The sequence below is a fragment of the Lacimicrobium alkaliphilum genome, from assembly GCF_002591895.1.
GTDB lineage: Bacteria > Pseudomonadota > Gammaproteobacteria > Enterobacterales > Alteromonadaceae > Lacimicrobium > Lacimicrobium alkaliphilum.
Window position 1 is genome coordinate 1 of record NZ_NISX01000011.1, and the last position, 16,521, is coordinate 16,521.

Annotated in this window: 13 protein-coding genes; all 13 read right to left on the reverse strand. The window is 49.4% G+C overall.

Going from position 1 to position 16,521, the window contains the following annotated elements:
* Nucleotides 1-129: 129 nt before the first annotated feature.
* Nucleotides 130-1,203, reverse strand: coding sequence for a sugar-transfer associated ATP-grasp domain-containing protein (locus CDA54_RS11515; RefSeq protein WP_180237195.1), 1,074 nt, complete (start codon nt 1,201-1,203; stop codon nt 130-132).
* Nucleotides 1,196-2,290 carry a sugar-transfer associated ATP-grasp domain-containing protein gene (locus CDA54_RS11520; protein WP_099035172.1) on the reverse strand — a complete coding sequence of 365 codons (1,095 nt, stop codon included), beginning with the start codon at nt 2,288-2,290 and terminating at the stop codon, nt 1,196-1,198. The genes CDA54_RS11515 and CDA54_RS11520 overlap by 8 nt, the downstream gene beginning before the upstream one ends.
* On the reverse strand, nt 2,287-3,285 hold the full coding sequence (locus CDA54_RS11525; protein ID WP_099035173.1) for a polysaccharide deacetylase family protein: 999 nt from the start codon (nt 3,283-3,285) through the stop codon (nt 2,287-2,289). The genes CDA54_RS11520 and CDA54_RS11525 overlap by 4 nt, the downstream gene beginning before the upstream one ends.
* On the reverse strand, nt 3,282-4,187 hold the full coding sequence (locus CDA54_RS11530; RefSeq protein WP_099035174.1) for a hypothetical protein: 906 nt from the start codon (nt 4,185-4,187) through the stop codon (nt 3,282-3,284). The genes CDA54_RS11525 and CDA54_RS11530 overlap by 4 nt, the downstream gene beginning before the upstream one ends.
* Nucleotides 4,188-4,190: 3 nt before the next feature.
* The gene (locus tag CDA54_RS11535) at nt 4,191-5,708 is read right to left on the reverse strand and encodes a lipopolysaccharide biosynthesis protein (protein WP_099035175.1); all 1,518 of its coding nucleotides are present in this window, start codon (nt 5,706-5,708) and stop codon (nt 4,191-4,193) included.
* The gene (locus CDA54_RS11540) at nt 5,705-7,069 is read right to left on the reverse strand and encodes a putative O-glycosylation ligase, exosortase A system-associated (protein WP_099035176.1); all 1,365 of its coding nucleotides are present in this window, start codon (nt 7,067-7,069) and stop codon (nt 5,705-5,707) included. The genes CDA54_RS11535 and CDA54_RS11540 overlap by 4 nt, the downstream gene beginning before the upstream one ends.
* Nucleotides 7,070-7,148: 79 nt before the next feature.
* Entirely contained in the window at nt 7,149-8,501 is a 1,353-nt protein-coding gene (locus tag CDA54_RS11545) for a phenylacetate--CoA ligase family protein (protein ID WP_099035177.1), read from the reverse strand.
* Nucleotides 8,498-9,592 carry a glycosyltransferase family 4 protein gene (locus CDA54_RS11550; protein ID WP_099035287.1) on the reverse strand — a complete coding sequence of 365 codons (1,095 nt, stop codon included), beginning with the start codon at nt 9,590-9,592 and terminating at the stop codon, nt 8,498-8,500. The genes CDA54_RS11545 and CDA54_RS11550 overlap by 4 nt, the downstream gene beginning before the upstream one ends.
* Nucleotide 9,593: 1 nt before the next feature.
* Nucleotides 9,594-10,799, reverse strand: a complete 1,206-nt coding sequence (locus CDA54_RS11555) for a TIGR04063 family PEP-CTERM/XrtA system glycosyltransferase (protein ID WP_099035178.1) — start codon at nt 10,797-10,799, stop codon at nt 9,594-9,596.
* Nucleotides 10,796-12,700, reverse strand: coding sequence for an XrtA/PEP-CTERM system amidotransferase (locus tag CDA54_RS11560; RefSeq protein ID WP_099035179.1), 1,905 nt, complete (start codon nt 12,698-12,700; stop codon nt 10,796-10,798). Before CDA54_RS11560 ends, CDA54_RS11555 begins: the two co-directional genes overlap by 4 nt.
* 12 nt (nt 12,701-12,712) lie before the next feature.
* Nucleotides 12,713-13,861, reverse strand: coding sequence for a TIGR03088 family PEP-CTERM/XrtA system glycosyltransferase (locus CDA54_RS11565; protein ID WP_099035180.1), 1,149 nt, complete (start codon nt 13,859-13,861; stop codon nt 12,713-12,715).
* Nucleotides 13,848-15,299 (reverse strand): exosortase A, encoded by a 1,452-nt coding sequence (gene xrtA / locus CDA54_RS11570; protein ID WP_099035181.1) that lies wholly within the window; start codon nt 15,297-15,299, stop codon nt 13,848-13,850. Before xrtA ends, CDA54_RS11565 begins: the two co-directional genes overlap by 14 nt.
* 19 nt (nt 15,300-15,318) lie before the next feature.
* The gene (locus CDA54_RS11575; protein WP_099035182.1) at nt 15,319-16,521 is read right to left on the reverse strand and encodes a TIGR03087 family PEP-CTERM/XrtA system glycosyltransferase; all 1,203 of its coding nucleotides are present in this window, start codon (nt 16,519-16,521) and stop codon (nt 15,319-15,321) included.

Below are 16,521 nucleotides of genomic sequence, written 5' to 3' on the forward strand. Positions count from 1 at the left end.
CACAAAATCCTTTACACTCTCCTTAGATAAGGAGAATCTAATATTCAGAACTTGTAATATCTGATGTGTAAATAGCTGTATATCATAGCGATATACAATCACCCTGCATAATCATAAACAGGCTCATTGTTAGTCATCAAGAATCCAGCTCAATAGCTGTTGATGGCTTTTTTGCAGTACACAGGCCCCAATAGCAGTAGGTGCCAGGTTAAACTCAATAATTACCGGCCCGTTCGTTGAGAACGCAATATCCAGCCCTACAAAACTCGTTGATGGCAGTATATTGATGACCCTCTTTGACAATTCAATCACTTCACTTTTAAAAGGAAGCTCAATATCCGTCATATCAAAGCCACTATCCGGATGGCCTTTAAATGCCTGTCCCCCACCATCCTGCGGAATAGCAGCTTTGGTTTTGAAGGTATCCTGATCAACCTCTACACCAAACCCACCTGACAATCTGTTGTCCACGAGGCTGCCTTGCCTACCTACTCTCAAATAAATACCAACAATATTCGTTCCTTTACTGGCTGTTTTTCCCACCCAGACTCTGACGGTATTCAGGCTACTGGGATTAAACTCTGCCAGCACTGGATGCTGCTCTACATATTCTTCCATGATGTAGTCAGTGGTACACAATCCATTTAAATCTTGTGCAATAAAATCTTCCAGGGACTTAACCGTATTTTTACCCAGAGCCTGAAGCATCAAGGTATCACCCCGAATAAGCTCTACCGCACAGAAACCATCACCACCCGAGCCCTCTACCGGTTTAAAGCACATACGCTTGAGATCAGAGTTCTCCGTTAACCAGGATTCAAGCGCCTCAGTGGTATTGATTGCTCTGCCATCACTGGCAAAGCTGGACTTAATATTCAGATAACCGAGATAGCGGGCATCCGGAATCCCATAAAATTGCAACAGCGCCTTAGCCAGCACCTTGTGACGAGCCACAATCCGGTATTTATAAGGATTAACCCGATTCAGAAATTCATAATACTTCTGATCATGCCAGTAGCCTTTCTTCTCCTCCCAGGGGATGTCTTTCTGCCACAGCCGGTATTTATGATAATTGCCCGGTCCCAGCTTGGTGGTAAGTTGCAACCGGGCCATTTCCCATAACTGACGGGAGAATGGCAAAGCATTTTCTTCCCTGCTGCGCTGACGGGAAAGTCTGATCGCACGTTGGATACTGTTAAACATAAGATTTCTCAGCTGCCTCCCTGAGCCTGATAGAGGGGATATTTGCATGAGCGGCACCGTCTTTATCCGGCGCCACATTGGTTTCAACTAATACCGGGCCTTGTGCTGTCATAGTCACATCCAGCCCGGCAAATCGGGTATAGGGTAATCTAACCAGTACCTTACAGGCAAAGCTTTTAATCTGCTGCCATTGCTCCAGCGTAACGCCAGCCAGTGGCGCATCATGATCAGGGTGTTGAGTAATGTCATCCCGATGAGGGGTATATTTGGTCAGCCCTGGCTCAACTTTGCCATCGATAAGCCTAACCGGGCACATTATGCCCCCTGCTGAGGCGTTATCGATGGCAGAGCCTGCTCTGCCCACTCTTAAGTACGCACCAATCACCTGCGCCTGCCCGGGAGAGCTTTCCAGCACCCAGATCCGCAGGGTATTCACACTGTCAGGATTCAGCGCCATAAACTGCTCTGATTGCTGAATATAGGCTTCCAGCACAAATTCAGCCATGGGCGCCTTGCCTCTGCAGTTGTTAATCAACTCCGATGCATTCATCTGCTGCTTAGAATGCAGAGGCTGAAACACTGGCTGCTGCTCGTTATCATCCTGCAGAATTCTGCCCGCCATTACTCCGGCACCGCCCCAACCCTCGATGGGTTTGATACACAATATACTATCGATATGTGCACTCATCAGAGCCTCAAACTGTGCGGCATCAGTCAGCGGCTTACCTGTATTATCAAAGCCTTTATAGGGATGAAAATAGCCAAATAGTTCAGGCGTAGGGAAATGCATCAGTTTATACAGAGCTTTTTCAGAGAGCTTACTCTGAGTCAGTTTACGGTACTGGGGCGGATTCAGTATTTTCAGCGCCGCATAATACTCTTTAGCAGAAATATGCTGCCACTTGTCCTGCTCCGCAAATCCCTGGCGGGCCATGCCGGCGACTACAAAATAGCGAGGGCCCAGGCCGGTCTTAAGGCAGAACTGCAGAGTCTGTGTGTACATGCTGATTTTACTGATACCGGCCAGTTGTGCTTCTTTGCTGAGCATATGAAACAGAGCGCGAAGCCGGGAAAAAAGTGAGCTCATGAACGTCCTCTGCTGCCAATCTTTCGTAACAGGGTCATAAAGCCACTGATTTCGGCTTCAAATTCCAACTCACTGATATTGTCGTTATCCATAATACGGGGCAGTTTGTAAACGTGATGTTCAGCCGGGCACAATTCACTGTCTGTAGTAGTGGCAGACTGAATGCCCATATCGCTCAGTACTTTTAATTGCTCTTCACGGAATTCTCCCCGCGGATAGCAAAAATGACTCGGCTGTTTGCCTGTCATATCAACAATCGCCTGACGGTTACGCTCCAGCTCTTGTCGGGCCTCTTCTAACCCTACTTCAGAGAAACGGTGCTTGTGGGTATGCAGTTCAATCGCCAGGCCCTGCTTATGCAGCTCTGTCACTTGCTCTGGTGATAAAAACATAAACTTACCACTTTGCTGCCAGGCCTCTGTTGATTCACCAAAATAAGTACATAATTCCTTTAAAACCGACTGCTCGTACTCTGAACCCAGTTGCTTTACGAGCTCCAACAGGTTTTCGGCATTAAGCTCCTGCCCCCTGTTTTCTTCAAGGCAGCTATCCTGTGCTGGCTTGAAAGGCTTTTTATGCTTCCAGAAAAGGTAAAATACCGCCACTTTAAATACTGGCCGGCGGTGCTGAATAAAGTAACTGGAAAGATAGAGGGTAGCCTTAAACTGGCAGGCTTTAATCTCGGGCCACATGCCTTCAAGAATTGCCTCCCAGCCATCATCAATAGTGATAATCATGGCATTTTTCTGTACCTGGCCCTGCTCTCTCTGAGAAACGTAGTCATCCAGATTTATGCAGGCAAAATTCCACTTTTTAAGCAATTGCATACGCCGGGAAAAGGTGGATTCTCGCATAAACAGGCCGGGGCGAAACTGGTGCTCATCGTCCACCGAAATACCGTGATAACAGAGTATACGGGTCTTATCTGCCGTCAGTTTGCGGGCCAGATAAAACAATCCCAATATTTTGCCTAACCTGAAAATCAGGGTTTTCATACACCCGCCTCTGTGTTGTCACTTTTTACTTTCTGGTACCAACTCAGTACCCGGTTCCGGGGCCAGAACACCACATAATTGCGCGGCAGATATTTGCCCGTTTCAAATGCCTGCTTACGGGTCTGAGAAGTGGCAAAAGCCCCGCTGTTACTCCCCTCAATATGAGAAAAAAACCAGTAAGCGCCGTTCTCGGCCAACAGCTTATTGACAAATCCCAGATGGGGGCTGATGGCCGGCACCTGTGGATCATAGTACCAACTCGATCCCACTATACCTCTGATACCCGGGTTAACCTCAAGCATCTGAGCCAGGCGCTGGCAGGTATGCCGCCAGCTTTGCTCACTTAAGCGGCTTTGCTCGGCCAGATGTACGTGTAATCTGAATACGGGTTTATAACCACCTGCCAACAAGCCAGACTTTATAAACTGCAGACTCTGCGTTACCCCGGCATTAAACATCAGGCTGCGTTGTAACACTGAAAATGGCTCAACGACGCGTTCTCCCGCCGGGAACAGCGCACCACTGGCCAGCGCCAGATCTTTGTAATAGCTGTCATCGGCCTCTTCCGGCCCAGGCTGGCCGAGAATACGGGCAAAACTTTGCTGGTAGAGTTCTGCTATCTCGTCAGTAACTTTAAAAGAAAGGTGATCCGGGCTAAAGTCCGCTACCAGGCGCACCAGCAAAAACTGTAATAATACTCCCAATAGTTCTGGTCGGTCTGACTCCAGTCTACCCACAGTCTGCTTCAGCTCAGGTAAGGCATGATAGGGCTGCCAGGAGATTCTGTTTTTTATACCATCCAGTAAAGCTAACGGCTCCAGCCAGTCTATCTGATCCTGAAGCTGTTGTTGCAGATCACTGGCCAGTTTATCAGCAAGGGCGTGAGAGGAGAGTTTATTCATAGTTCACACTTTACCTTGCAGATAACCAGGGTAAAGCCGCTCTACCACAGTGCGCTCAAGCCCTTCTGGATAACCCTGCCAGCGCCACAACAGCAATGACACCAGGGTATAACTCAGGCCACCGGCAATAATCTGCATTAACAGCGATAATCCCTGCACTGGCACCCAATCAGCCTGCTGAATCAGCAGCACTGCTCCCCCCATTACCATACAGGCCAGGGTCGGGCGCAAAAATACTCCTAACAAGGGCAGCACCTGTAGTTTAAGAAACAGCACCACAGCTATCTGAGCGCCAAACAACATAATCAGGGTAGTACTGAGCCTGGCCTGACCGATACCGACAATACCGTTCAGATCCAGCAACGGAATAAAAAACGCGAAAAACATAACCGTGCGAATTAAATTTATTAAAAACATAATATTAGGCTTGCCGCAGGCCATATATATATAACTGTTATTCACAGTCAGGCTGGTCAACATGCTGGATAAAGCCAATAGCTGGATCAGTGGCGCCGCCGGTAGCCATTTATCACCCAGTACCACCTCCACAAACAAGGGCGCAATCAGGGCAATCCCCAATGCCGCCGGCATAGTAAGGCTGGCAGTCAGGGCAACTGTGTTTAAGTAAGCCTTACGTAACTCGGTAAAGTTATCTTTAAAGCGTGAATAAACCGGGAAGGTGGCCTTATTGATAGGTTTGGCCATTTCCATGGTTGGCAAATGTGCAATTTCTTTCCCTATAGCGAAAAGACCGACCGCCGAGGGAGACAAGAGCCGCCCGACTATCAATTCACTAAACTTGTCATTTAAGTAAAACAATACATTGTTCAGCAGCAGCCAGCGCGAAAAGCTGAACAGCTTATTAAAAGACTTAAGCCCGAAACGCGGGCGGAAGGGGTGCATCCAGTAACTGAACAGTAAAATGATAAACTGATTGGAGACCATGCCAATCACCAATGCCCAGTAATTACGGTAAACAAAAGCCAGAGTCAGGGTGATCACAAAACTGATAATCTTCGGCACAAGCTGATATTTCAGCTCTTTGCGAAAGTCCATATCCTTTTGAAAGTTCACCACACCGATATTCGCCGCACCAGAAAGAATGCTGGCCAGCGCAATCACATAAATCACATTATCTAAGCGCGGATCAGCATAAAACTCTGCCACATAAGGCGCAGCCAATGCCATTGCCGATGCAGACACCAACCCGAATAACACTTTAAAAGTCCAGGCAGTGTTGTAATCGTCAGTATCATTCGATTGATTCTGAATCAGGACAGTACCGAGGCCCAGCGCACCAAAAAGCTCAATAAAGGCATAAATCGCCATGGCGATAGCAACCAGACCAAAATCCTCCGGTACCAGTAAACGGGCCAGCACAATAGAGCTGATAAGGCCAATAGATTTAATACCAATACGGGTCACCAGCATAAAGGCCGAGCCCGTATAGACCTTGCTGTGTGTCTTTGTATTATGCTCTGCCTGTTGCTGCGGATCCAGTGGCGGCTGAGGTGTCGTCATCCCGCCCGGCTCCCGGCCAGCGCACTGGCTTTTGTAACGGCTGACGAAGCCTTTACCTTATCTGGAGCAGTCTGGCTGGCGACAATCTGTGGGCGCATTATATTCATCACCACCACCAGGCCGATCACGGCATAAATCAGATCAAAATAAGCCAGGCTTACGTTCATTCCGGTAATACCATAGGCAACCAGTGATAGGGTCATAGCATTACTCAACTGGTGGTACCAATGCACCCCATATTGCTTACCCAGCCGCGCATTTTTCATATTGTTCAGCAACGCCAACAGTAACATCATCAAAAAGATAAACAGCCCCACAAAACCATGATCTCCCAGCACCTGAAAGTAAATATTATGGGCGGCCTTGGGCCTTATACTATCTGGGATCGGTTTTGAGTAAACCGGGCCAAACTCAGGTGTCAGTGGTGCATAGTAGTTCCACAAAGTCGGTTCAGAAACAGCGCGGAATCCCCCGCCTGTTACGGGGTTATCCAGGGCGATCATGGTAGAAATTTTCCATGCCCAGATACGGCCGATAAATGAACCATCTTCTTCTGCCGCTGTAGACACTGTACTTTGTCGTTCCTGCCAGTCTTCTGGCGCATTGGCATAAAGAATTGGCAGCATAATCACCGCGGCGATAGCCCAGACTAGTTTGCGATTTGATTTCAGCCAGAAGGCAAAGGCCAGCACACCTAAGCCAATAAAGCCACCACGGGAGAAGGTACCGACAATGCTGAGAATATTCAGTAATAGCAGCACCCACAGGCCCTGGCGTAACAAAGTATGTTTGGTAACATGAATCAGATAGATCACCATTGGAATACACATATTGATGGCCACGGCGAGATCATTGCGATCGGCAATAATGCCGGCCCGCCCTGTGATACGGTGACTGCCACCGGAGATCACATATTTGACCGCCTCCATACCCGCATAAGCAGATATTGCCAGTACGATAGCCCAGATAAAGGTATCGATATGCAAGCGTTTGGTCAGCGTCAGAGTAATAAAGAAAAACAACGCCATAATCTTGAGAAACTGATTCCAGTAGCTCCAAATCCAGTCTGAATCAGAGTTAAGATGAAAGCTTGTGCTGATCAGTGTCCACAGGCCAAACATCATCACCCAGAACGTCAGGCCGGTCATCTTAAAAGATTTGTTTTTCGTTACAAACAACCAGGAAGCAGCGGTCACCAAAACAATGGTCAGGTTCAGGCGAAAGCTCTGTGAAAAACCAAAGGCCCACTCTGCCGGCGCAGTCAGGGCAATCCACACCCAGGCTGCCATACCAATATAAGGGCGCTTAAATGAGTAATAGATGGCTACAAACAAAAAGCCAACCAGCAGCAAGTCACGCATTAATCTTCATCCTGCTTATTTGACCAATAAAACAGATAGCACACGGCACACACCACCATCAGCAGATAAATACTGTCAATCATTGCGTCACCTTGCTGATCACATAGCGGTATTTTCCGGATTTTTCTGCGGCAATTTCCGCTACCGGTTGCACATCAATGTCAACGTCCTCGCCGAGCCTGGCCTTAAAGCCACTCTCAATCTGTTTACTCATAGAATCTGTCAGTTGCTGTTTGGATACCACTTCTACCCGGGTAAGTTGCAGGCTTTCCTGGGTTATTTTAAAGGCTTCAATGCCGTCCATATCACGCAGAATATAAATCAGCGCCAGGCCATGCATCATGGTGCCATCTGCGGCCACCACAAAGTCGGTACTGCGGCCTTCAATAGATTCCAGCATCGGCAGACCACGACCACAGGCACAGCGTTGGTCTGACAACACCGCGATATCACCGGTACGATAACGGACAAAAGGAAATTCGCTGGTACCAAGATGCGTCACCACTATTTCACCGGCCTCACCAGCGGGCAACGGCTTGCCTTCTTTATCGATAATTTCTACCACAATATCTTCATAGGACAAATGCATACCACCGGAGGGGCATTCATGGGCGATAAAACCTGCATCCCGGCCGCCGTAACCATTAGCAAGCGGGCAGCCAAACACCCTTGAAATATTCTCGCGCTGGTAGGGATAAAGGCGCTCGGAGGTAACAAAAGCCACTTTAATACCGAGATTATCCAGCCGGATACCCGCTTTTTCAGCGGTTTTAGCCAGCAAATCAAATACTGAAGGGTAACCGAACAACATTTCAGGGCGACTTTCTTTGATGGTAGCAATGAAGTTCTGTAGCTTTCCCTCCGTCATATCAAAGGCCGGAATCAGCTGTGAACGAAACAGCTTGTCACGGGCCAACCTGATCTTGTCCTGTGCCCCCAGCTCAATAGGCGAACCCCAGGCCACAATTTCCTTGTCGCCGATATCCACATCCCACCAGCGGGTGGCACGCCATTTCTCGGCCACATCATGGGATACCCGTTCATTACCGAGCAGGAAAATCAGCGGCTGACCACTGGAGCCGCCGGTATTAAAGCGGTTCAGTGGCCCGGCAATATCTGATTTAAGAGCATCAAAATTATCAGCAATGGTCTGTTTATCCAGAAACGGCAGTTTAACCAAATCCTCTGAGCATTGAATATCGTCAGGGGTGAGCCCCTGGCTTTGCATCACGTCTTTGTAATAAGGCACATGAGCACAGATGGTGCGGATAAACTGCTGTAGTCGTTGTGACTGGGCCGTTTTAAGCTGCTCAGGAGAGTGCCACTGGCTTTGTTCCAGTGCTTTGCGAATTGCTACCGTATTGTGTTTTTTCAGTTTCTCATGCAGCGGAAACAACACCCCCGAAACCAGTTTGGTGTACACAGAACTCATGCCGCCTCCCTACTCTTGCCGATGGCCTGTTGATACTGCATCAGCAGCGCCTGCCCTACCCTGGCCCAGGTAAACTTGGCGATGGTTTTTCGCCCTTCGCTGACCAGCTTATCTCTGAGCTGTGGCTCGGTCTGTAATCTCAATACCTGTTCGGCCAGCAAATCCGGGCGGCGCGGCGGGACTAATAAGGCATCCTGTTCATGGGTTACGAGCTTAGGGATACCGCCAACATCAGTACTGACGATGGGCACACCACAGGCCATGGCCTCGATCAGCGAATTAGGGCTGTTATCTACCGTACTGGCATTAAGCATCACATCGGCGCTGCGGTATAACTCTGCCATTTCACTGATATCCAGCCGCCCTAAAAAGGCGACTTTCTCACTGATGCCCAGTTGTTGGCACTGGCGTTCAAGACTTTGCTTTTGTGGTCCACTGCCAGCGACCGATAACCTGGCATCAGGATGGTGTTCCAGAATCTTTGCGAAACAATCGATCACACAACCCACATCATAAATGGCTTCTAAATTACGGGTAACAATCAGATGCAAAGGCCTGTCGGCAGCTGTTTCCTTAGCCGGATAAAAGGTATTTTCATCCAGCACATTGGGCACCACTTCGGCCTGTTTACCCCAGTTGGCAAACACCCCATGTAAATAAAGAGAAGGCACTAAAACACCCTGGGCTTTGTTTAATGAAGCTTCCACTTTTGACCAGGATTGCTGAAAAAAAGGTTCGGCATGCCCGCCCCGGTAATTAACCAGTAGCGGTTTTTTCAACCCGGCGGCAACCCGTATTGCCGGTGCCGCAAACAAATGCCAGGACCAGCCGGAATTGGCCATCAGGTGCACCACATCGGCCTGTCTGATGGCCTGACGTAAACGCCAGAAATAGGGTATTAACCTGAAACCTGCCCGCAACACCGGAATCTTCCCCACAAACGCCGGTTTGTAGGGGGCATTCACCGCCACCAGGGTAACCTTAGCGCCGTCCTGCTCAAGCAATTGCTTTAGCTGCCGGGTCTGATTGGCCATGCCACCCGCCGGTGGCGGCACCGGGCCCACCAGACAAATATGCAGGCCGCGAAACATATCAGCCACCACAGATCTCCTTATACAGGGCCTGATAATTGGCCACCGAGTTAGGCCAGTTACGTACTTTTTCGACAAATTCCCGGCCATTAGCAATCACCTGCGGCCAGTCACCCTGATTGGCCAACACCTCCCCGGCTTTGCCGGCAAGGGCCTGCACATCATCGCTTTTAAACAACCAGCCGGTTTTGCGATCCTCGATCAATTCTTTATGCCCACCAACATCTGAGGCCAGCAGTAGTTTGCCCTGCGCCATGGCTTCAAGGGGTTTGAGGGGAGTGACCAGTTCGGTCAGACGCATTGATTTGCGCGGATACACCAGTAAGTCCACCAGGCTGTAATAACCTGAGACTTCATCATGGGGTACCCGGCCCGGCATAATCACCTTATCTTCGATACCCAGCTCTTTAATCAGAAACTTTAAGTTCTGTTCCTGTGGTCCGCCGCCCACCAGCAGCAATACGGCGTCGGGAAACTGTTTAATGATAAAAGGCATCGCCCTGATCAGCAGATCCAACCCTTCGTAAGCATAAAAAGAGCCCAGAAATCCCAGCACTCTCTTATTCTGCAGACCAAATTGTTTTTCCAGTTGACTGTCTTTGGCGGTGATCAGATTAAACTGCTCGATATTCACCGCATTGGGGATCACGGTGATTTTCGACTCCGGCACGCCCCGGCTGAGCAGATCCTGCTTCAGCCCTTCACAGATGGTGGTAACTTTGTCGGCCTGTCTGACCACATGGGTTTCCAGTTTTCTGGTCAGACGATAACGTAGATCACCCTGCTTACAGGTACCGTGATCCACCGCCGCATCTTCCCAGAAAGCGCGGATTTCATACACCACCGGCAAGCCGGTTTTCCGCCCCGCTTGTAATGCCGCTAACCCGTTTAATGCCGGAGAATGGGCGTGCAGCACATCGGGCTTTTCTTGTTCGATGGCTTCGAGGATGCGTTTGCGCATGGGCGCGATCAGCGCCATCTGACTCAGAGCCGGTAACCGGCTTAACAAACCGTTAGGCACCGGAGTACGGTAAAACTTCAGGCCGTCGACTTCTTCGATATCCTGTTCAAACTTGCCATGCTTGGGGCTGGTGACATGGCAGGTTTGCCAGCCCAATGCATGCTGCTGCCGCAATATAGAGCGGGTACGGAAGGTGTAGCCGCTGTGCAGAGGAATCGAATGATCCAGTATATGCAGTATCTTCATGCCGCTTTACCCAGTTGCTGGCGCATAAAGGATTCAAACATCATTAACGTCCACAGCGGCGCACTGTTATCGCGCACACCGGACACATGATCATCGATCAGGCGTTTAAGCTGTTTGCTGCTGAAATAGCCCGATTCGGTCATCTGTTTGGATAACAGGCCATCATATAAACGATCTTTCAGTGGCCCCTTAAACCAGTCTGCCAGCGGTACCGCAAAGCCCATTTTCTTGCGGTAGAGGACATCGTGGGGTAAATGAGACTCCAGCGACTTCTTAAAGGAGTACTTGCCAATGCCGTTATACAGATTGTGATCTGAAGGGCTCTTAAACGCCCATTCTACAAACTTATGGTCCAGAATAGGCACCCGCACTTCCAGTGAATGGGCCATAGAGGCTCTGTCCACTTTGGTCAGAATATCGCCCACCAGATAGGTTTTCATATCCAGATACTGGGCAACTTTCATCGGGTCCAGCCCTTTAACCTTGTCGGCATAACGGTTAAACACTTCCAGTGAGTTATAGCCGTTCAGGCTGCTCTGAAATTCTTTTGAAAATAGCTTGGCTCGCTCATCGGTACGCAGAATCGACATGGAATTGTGATAGCCCTGCACCGTATCCATGGCCATAGACTGAAAGGTGGTTTTTGCGCGCAGGAATTTCGGCGCCCAGTCCATCTTCGGATACATCCGCCCGAGCGGCCCGAAAAGGGGTTTGCGCAGACCCAGCGGCAGCATATTACGGATTTTCTCTTCGTGCAGGTGCATTTTATAGCGACGATAACCTGCAAAGAGTTCATCACCGCCATCACCGGAGAGGGCTACCGTCACATGCTTTCGGGCAAGCTGGCAAACCCGGTAAGTTGGCATGGCAGAACTGTCTGCATAAGGTTCATCATACAAAAATGCCAGCTTGTCGATCAGATCAAAATCGGTCTGACCAACCGTTTCCACTCTGTGATTGGTATGGTAACGATCCGCCACCATCTGCGCGAACTCCGTTTCGTTAAAGGCTTTAACATCGAAACCAATAGCACAGGTGTTAACGGGGTCAGACTGCAATTGTGACATCAGGGCCACGATACCGCTGGAATCTACGCCACCGGACAGAAACGCGCCCAGTGGCACATCAGCCACCATGCGGATATCCACCGCTTGTTTCAGCCGCTCAATAAGTTCTCCCTGAACATCTTCGGCACTGAGTTCGGCATCCCATTGTGTGGGAATATCCCAGTACTGCTTAGGCTCTGGCAATGTTCGCATGCCTTTTTCCAGCGTCAGGGTATGCCCGGGAGAAAGTTTAAAGCTGTTCTCATAAACAGTATGCGGCTCAGGAACATAGCCAAAGGTAAAATAATCTTCGACTGTGGTATCACGAAGTTTGCGATCAAAAGAAGGGTGCTCGGTCAGTACCTTAAGTTCTGAGCCAAATACAAATTCACCCGTTGACAACAAAGAATAGAAAAAAGGTTTGATGCCGATACGGTCCCGGGCCATAAACAGCTTTTGTTTTTCTCTGTCCCAGATAGCAAAGGCAAACATACCGCGCAGGTGCTGAACACAGTCTTCACCCCATTCCAGATAAGCATTAAGTATGGTTTCGGTGTCACCGTGAGTATTGAACTGATAGCCCTTGCTTTGCAGCTCCTGATGCAACTCTTTAAAGTTATAGATTTCACCATTAAACACAATGCAGGCACGTTTATCTGCGCTGAGCATAGGCTGGGGGCTGCCTTCAAGGTCGATAATCGACAACCGCCGGTGGGCCATGCCCACACCGGGATCAAAAAAATAGTCGCCGGCGTCCGGTCCCCGGTGTTCCTGGATGTTGTTCATTTTCGCCAGTACTGCCTCGCTGGGCTGCCCAACATTTGCCAGTTGAAAAATTCCTGCTATTCCGCACATTCCCCTGAATCCTTACTGCGCTGTCTGTGATTGATAAAGTTGGTGATACTTTGCCACCATGTTAGCGAGACTAAAGTGGCTTTGGCAGTGCTTTCTTACCTGCTCACTATCCTCTGCGATTGCCTCGGGCTTGTCCAGATACCGACTCATCGCCTGCATTAAACTTTGTGAATCCCTGACTTCGATAAGATGGCTGTGTCTGTGGGCTGGCAACATAAGGTCGGGATTTCCCCCAACCCGGGTAGCAATCACCGGTAACCCACACGCCATGGCTTCCAGAAAGGTATTAGAAATCCCTTCTGCCAGCGACGGCAATACAAACACCTGCATTTTGCTCATCAATGCCGGTACATCTGCCCTGTCACCGGCAAACCAGATTTTGTCTTCAACGTTTTTTTCTTTTGCCCGTTGCTCCAGCATCTCCCGCATGGGACCGTCGCCCACTAGCAACAAACGTAGCGAATGTTGCGGAAAACGGGCGCATAGCAGTCCAAATGCATCAATTAATGTCGCCTGATCCTTGACTTCGGCAAGTCTGCCGACGGTGCCAAACACCACAGCCAGTGGCGGAAATTGCGCTTCAGGAAAAGGCGAAACAGGCGCTGGAGGATTTACAAACCTGTTCATATCGACGCCATTACAAATAGGGTGAATACGCTGCTCCGGAACCTTTACCTTCTGAATGAGGTAATCCCGGGCCTCACCAGAGAGTGCCACATACTGATTCACAAAAGGTTTAATCATCCGACGCAGACGCTGGTACTTCGTGTTGGTACCGCCAATATCACTCACATCCCAGCCGTGCTCACCGTGAATACGTAACGGAATACGCCGCCACCACCCGACCACCTGGCATTCAAGGGTAGCGAGATTGCGGGTATGTAAAATATCCGGACGCAGCCGTTTTAACAGCCTATTGAGGCGCAGATACATACCAAAATCATTGCCATCAGCTTTATTCAGATCATGATAATCGACGTTATTCGCTGTCACGCGTTTGGCAAATTCCGGGTTAAGTCCTTTTTGGGTAATAATACTGTGCCGATACCCTTGTTCAGGTAGCTGATTAACCAGATTCACCACTCCATTTTCCAGGCCCCCGGTATCGAAACGGAACAGGACATGGGCTATATGACGCACAGGTGGGCTAGAGACTGCCATTCAGCACCTGCTGATAGTTTTCATCGAAGAAGGCTTTTGCCTGCGCACGGAAGGCCTTGCGATCTTCATCATTTTCAACCAACCGGGATATCACCAGTGCCATTCCTTGTTGTGGCTGTCCGGCAAGGGCCTGCAGGGCCTGAGTCAATCTTACTTTGATATTGCTGGGTGACTGCAACCAGGGTGTTACATAGCTGTAGGCCAGCATTCTGCGCCGCCCATCCAAAGAGGAAATTTCTAACAACTGATAACCGGATTGCGCCTGGCTGTTAATACGCGTCCAGGAAGAGCGATTGTAAAGCTGGTTCACACTACTGATTAATTTACTGTCCTCCGTGCTGTGTGCATACCATACAGCATAAAAGTCTGATTGCTGATAGCGCCCCGCATATTCCTGGCCCGGGTTCTGAAATACGGGTTGCCAACTGCTATTCGAAACGTCTTCAAGATCCCACTGAGACTGAATGTCCGGAGCAGCTGGGTAGTTAATATTCTGAGCCGTAATGTTGTACCCCTCCGCAACCAGGATCAGCACAACAGCACTTAGCCAGCCTGTAACAACAGTTTTCAGCGGCACTGCCGGGTTACTCTCTTTTTCAACCTCTTCAGACCTTGGCTCAGGGTCTCGCCAGATACTGCCTATGGAAAACATAATAAAGATCACTACGCCAAAGAATAGCCAGCCATACACCAGATGATCAGCACCGGTGGCATGCTTCATGTCTGAAAGATAGGCAATCATGACAATGCCATAGGCGCGGATACCATTGGCAACAATTGGCAGGACCAGTGAAAAGAGCACGAACAACACGCGTTTGTGCCACTTGTAATAGGTCAGGTAGGCAAACAGACAGCCCAGAGTTAAAGATGCGATCAGGTAGCGGATTCCGGAACAGGCCACTGCCACTTCAAACAAACCGCCGGGAACGGCGATATATAATCCCTCCCGGTATACCGGTATACCGGTAAGCTGAATTGCCATCACGGTAAAATCAGCGGTGACCTCCTGAAGGGCTGGAATGAGAAATTCCCCTTCCGGCACACTGAACATCCAGAAAAACAATACAAACCACATTCTCAATGCGATTTGATTACCCAGCACCAGCCAACACATCAGCGGCAGCAACAAAAAGGTAGCCAGCTGTTCTATTGCGGCGATATGTGCCAGATCGCCGAACAACCAGAAGATTAGTATCGCCAAAAGCGGCAGCAGTAACCATAAGTTCGGTTTGATTGGCAGGTGTTTCAGTGCCGACCAGTCGCGATGCAACAGATAGATACAGATAGGCAGGATCAGGAAACAATGGGCGAAGGTTTCAGACCTTTCCCAGATGGCCGCTGTGGCCATCACGCTGTCCCAGAACAACACCAGCCAGGTAGCGAAAAGTAACAGCAGAATGCTGAGCAGATTAACCTTTTTCCCTAAAACTTCAGACATCAGACAGACTCCGTTACTGCTACTTAAGTACGCCAGCGAGTTTTTCGACTACAGCTTGCCACTGATAGTGGTGCGCTATCCATTCGCGATTTTCATGCCCGAGGGCCGCCATTTTTTCCGGCTGCGCTAACATCTCCAGACAGATACCAGCAAACAGATCCGCCTCGTCGCTGACCAATGGCTGTTGATTGGCCGGCAACCGGATTCCTTCAGCAGCCATACTGGTCATGACCACGGCTTGTTCCATTGCCATAGCCTCCAGAACTTTATTCTGGATACCGCGGGCAATACGCAAAGGCGCAACCGCCAGTTGTGCATGTTTGATATAAGGGCGGATATCTTCTACACGCCCGGTGACCAGAATATTATCCAGCCGGGCCAGCGCTTTAACTTTATCTACCGGATTGCCACCTACAATGGCAAATTTCATTGCCGGGTGCTGTTTGTGTATTACCGGCCAGACATGTTCAACAAACCACAGTACGGCATCCACATTGGCCCAGTAATCCATGGCCCCGGTAAACACCAGATATTGCGCTTCTATTGGCCTGGGGCCACTGGTATCCGGATTAAAAAACTCACCATCCACGCCGTTAGGAAACGCATCCACTTTAGTGGCCAGACCTGCGGGGAGCTGCTCCCTGAAGAACGCCGCTTCATCTTCTGAAACCAGCGTGACAGCATCAAATTCTGTGGTGATTTTTTTCTCGTAGGAAGCCAGCGTGCGGGATTCCCAGTTATATACCAGTTTGAGTAACGGGTTGGCGGTGTTGTTCGCGTATTGCCGCCACTTGTCTGAATCCACGTCAACGAAATCAGCCACCCGCTTATCCAGTTGTACATCTTCGATGTACTGCGCCATGGCAGAGCTGTAAACAAAACCCTTCTTTATTTCAGCACTGTCGATTATTTGTTTTACCCATTGCTGAATCCGGGAACTGTGAAAGTATGGCAGACTTATGGGTTTGCCAAACAGCATCCCTGACAACCCTTTGATTTTTCCTCTCAGGGGATGCAGGCGCACCAACAAGACCTCTTTACAATAGGGTTGTAAATCCTTTTCATATTGCCAGTCGTTATCGTCATCCACAAAGGCCGCCAGATAAATATCATACTTGTCAGAGAGCTGTTTGAGGATATTGAACGAACGAATCTTGTCCCCTTTGTTAGGGGGAAAGGGAATACGGTGGCATAAAAAAAGTAACGGCTCTTTTTTTGTCAT

What these genes read in the sequence shown, in the direction of transcription:
- CDA54_RS11515 (WP_180237195.1), bottom strand. Translation starts at nt 1,203, where the DNA reads ATGTTTAACAGTATCCAACGTGCGATCAGACTTTCCCGTCAGCGCAGC.
- CDA54_RS11520 (WP_099035172.1), bottom strand. Translation starts at nt 2,290, where the DNA reads ATGAGCTCACTTTTTTCCCGGCTTCGCGCTCTGTTTCATATGCTCAGC.
- CDA54_RS11525 (WP_099035173.1), bottom strand. Translation starts at nt 3,285, where the DNA reads ATGAAAACCCTGATTTTCAGGTTAGGCAAAATATTGGGATTGTTTTAT.
- CDA54_RS11530 (WP_099035174.1), bottom strand. Translation starts at nt 4,187, where the DNA reads ATGAATAAACTCTCCTCTCACGCCCTTGCTGATAAACTGGCCAGTGAT.
- CDA54_RS11535 (WP_099035175.1), bottom strand. Translation starts at nt 5,708, where the DNA reads ATGACGACACCTCAGCCGCCACTGGATCCGCAGCAACAGGCAGAGCAT.
- CDA54_RS11540 (WP_099035176.1), bottom strand. Translation starts at nt 7,069, where the DNA reads ATGCGTGACTTGCTGCTGGTTGGCTTTTTGTTTGTAGCCATCTATTAC.
- CDA54_RS11545 (WP_099035177.1), bottom strand. Translation starts at nt 8,501, where the DNA reads ATGAGTTCTGTGTACACCAAACTGGTTTCGGGGGTGTTGTTTCCGCTG.
- CDA54_RS11550 (WP_099035287.1), bottom strand. Translation starts at nt 9,592, where the DNA reads ATGTTTCGCGGCCTGCATATTTGTCTGGTGGGCCCGGTGCCGCCACCG.
- CDA54_RS11555 (WP_099035178.1), bottom strand. Translation starts at nt 10,799, where the DNA reads ATGAAGATACTGCATATACTGGATCATTCGATTCCTCTGCACAGCGGC.
- CDA54_RS11560 (WP_099035179.1), bottom strand. Translation starts at nt 12,700, where the DNA reads ATGTGCGGAATAGCAGGAATTTTTCAACTGGCAAATGTTGGGCAGCCC.
- CDA54_RS11565 (WP_099035180.1), bottom strand. Translation starts at nt 13,861, where the DNA reads ATGGCAGTCTCTAGCCCACCTGTGCGTCATATAGCCCATGTCCTGTTC.
- xrtA (WP_099035181.1), bottom strand. Translation starts at nt 15,299, where the DNA reads ATGTCTGAAGTTTTAGGGAAAAAGGTTAATCTGCTCAGCATTCTGCTG.
- CDA54_RS11575 (WP_099035182.1), bottom strand. Translation starts at nt 16,521, where the DNA reads ATGACAAAAAAAGAGCCGTTACTTTTTTTATGCCACCGTATTCCCTTT.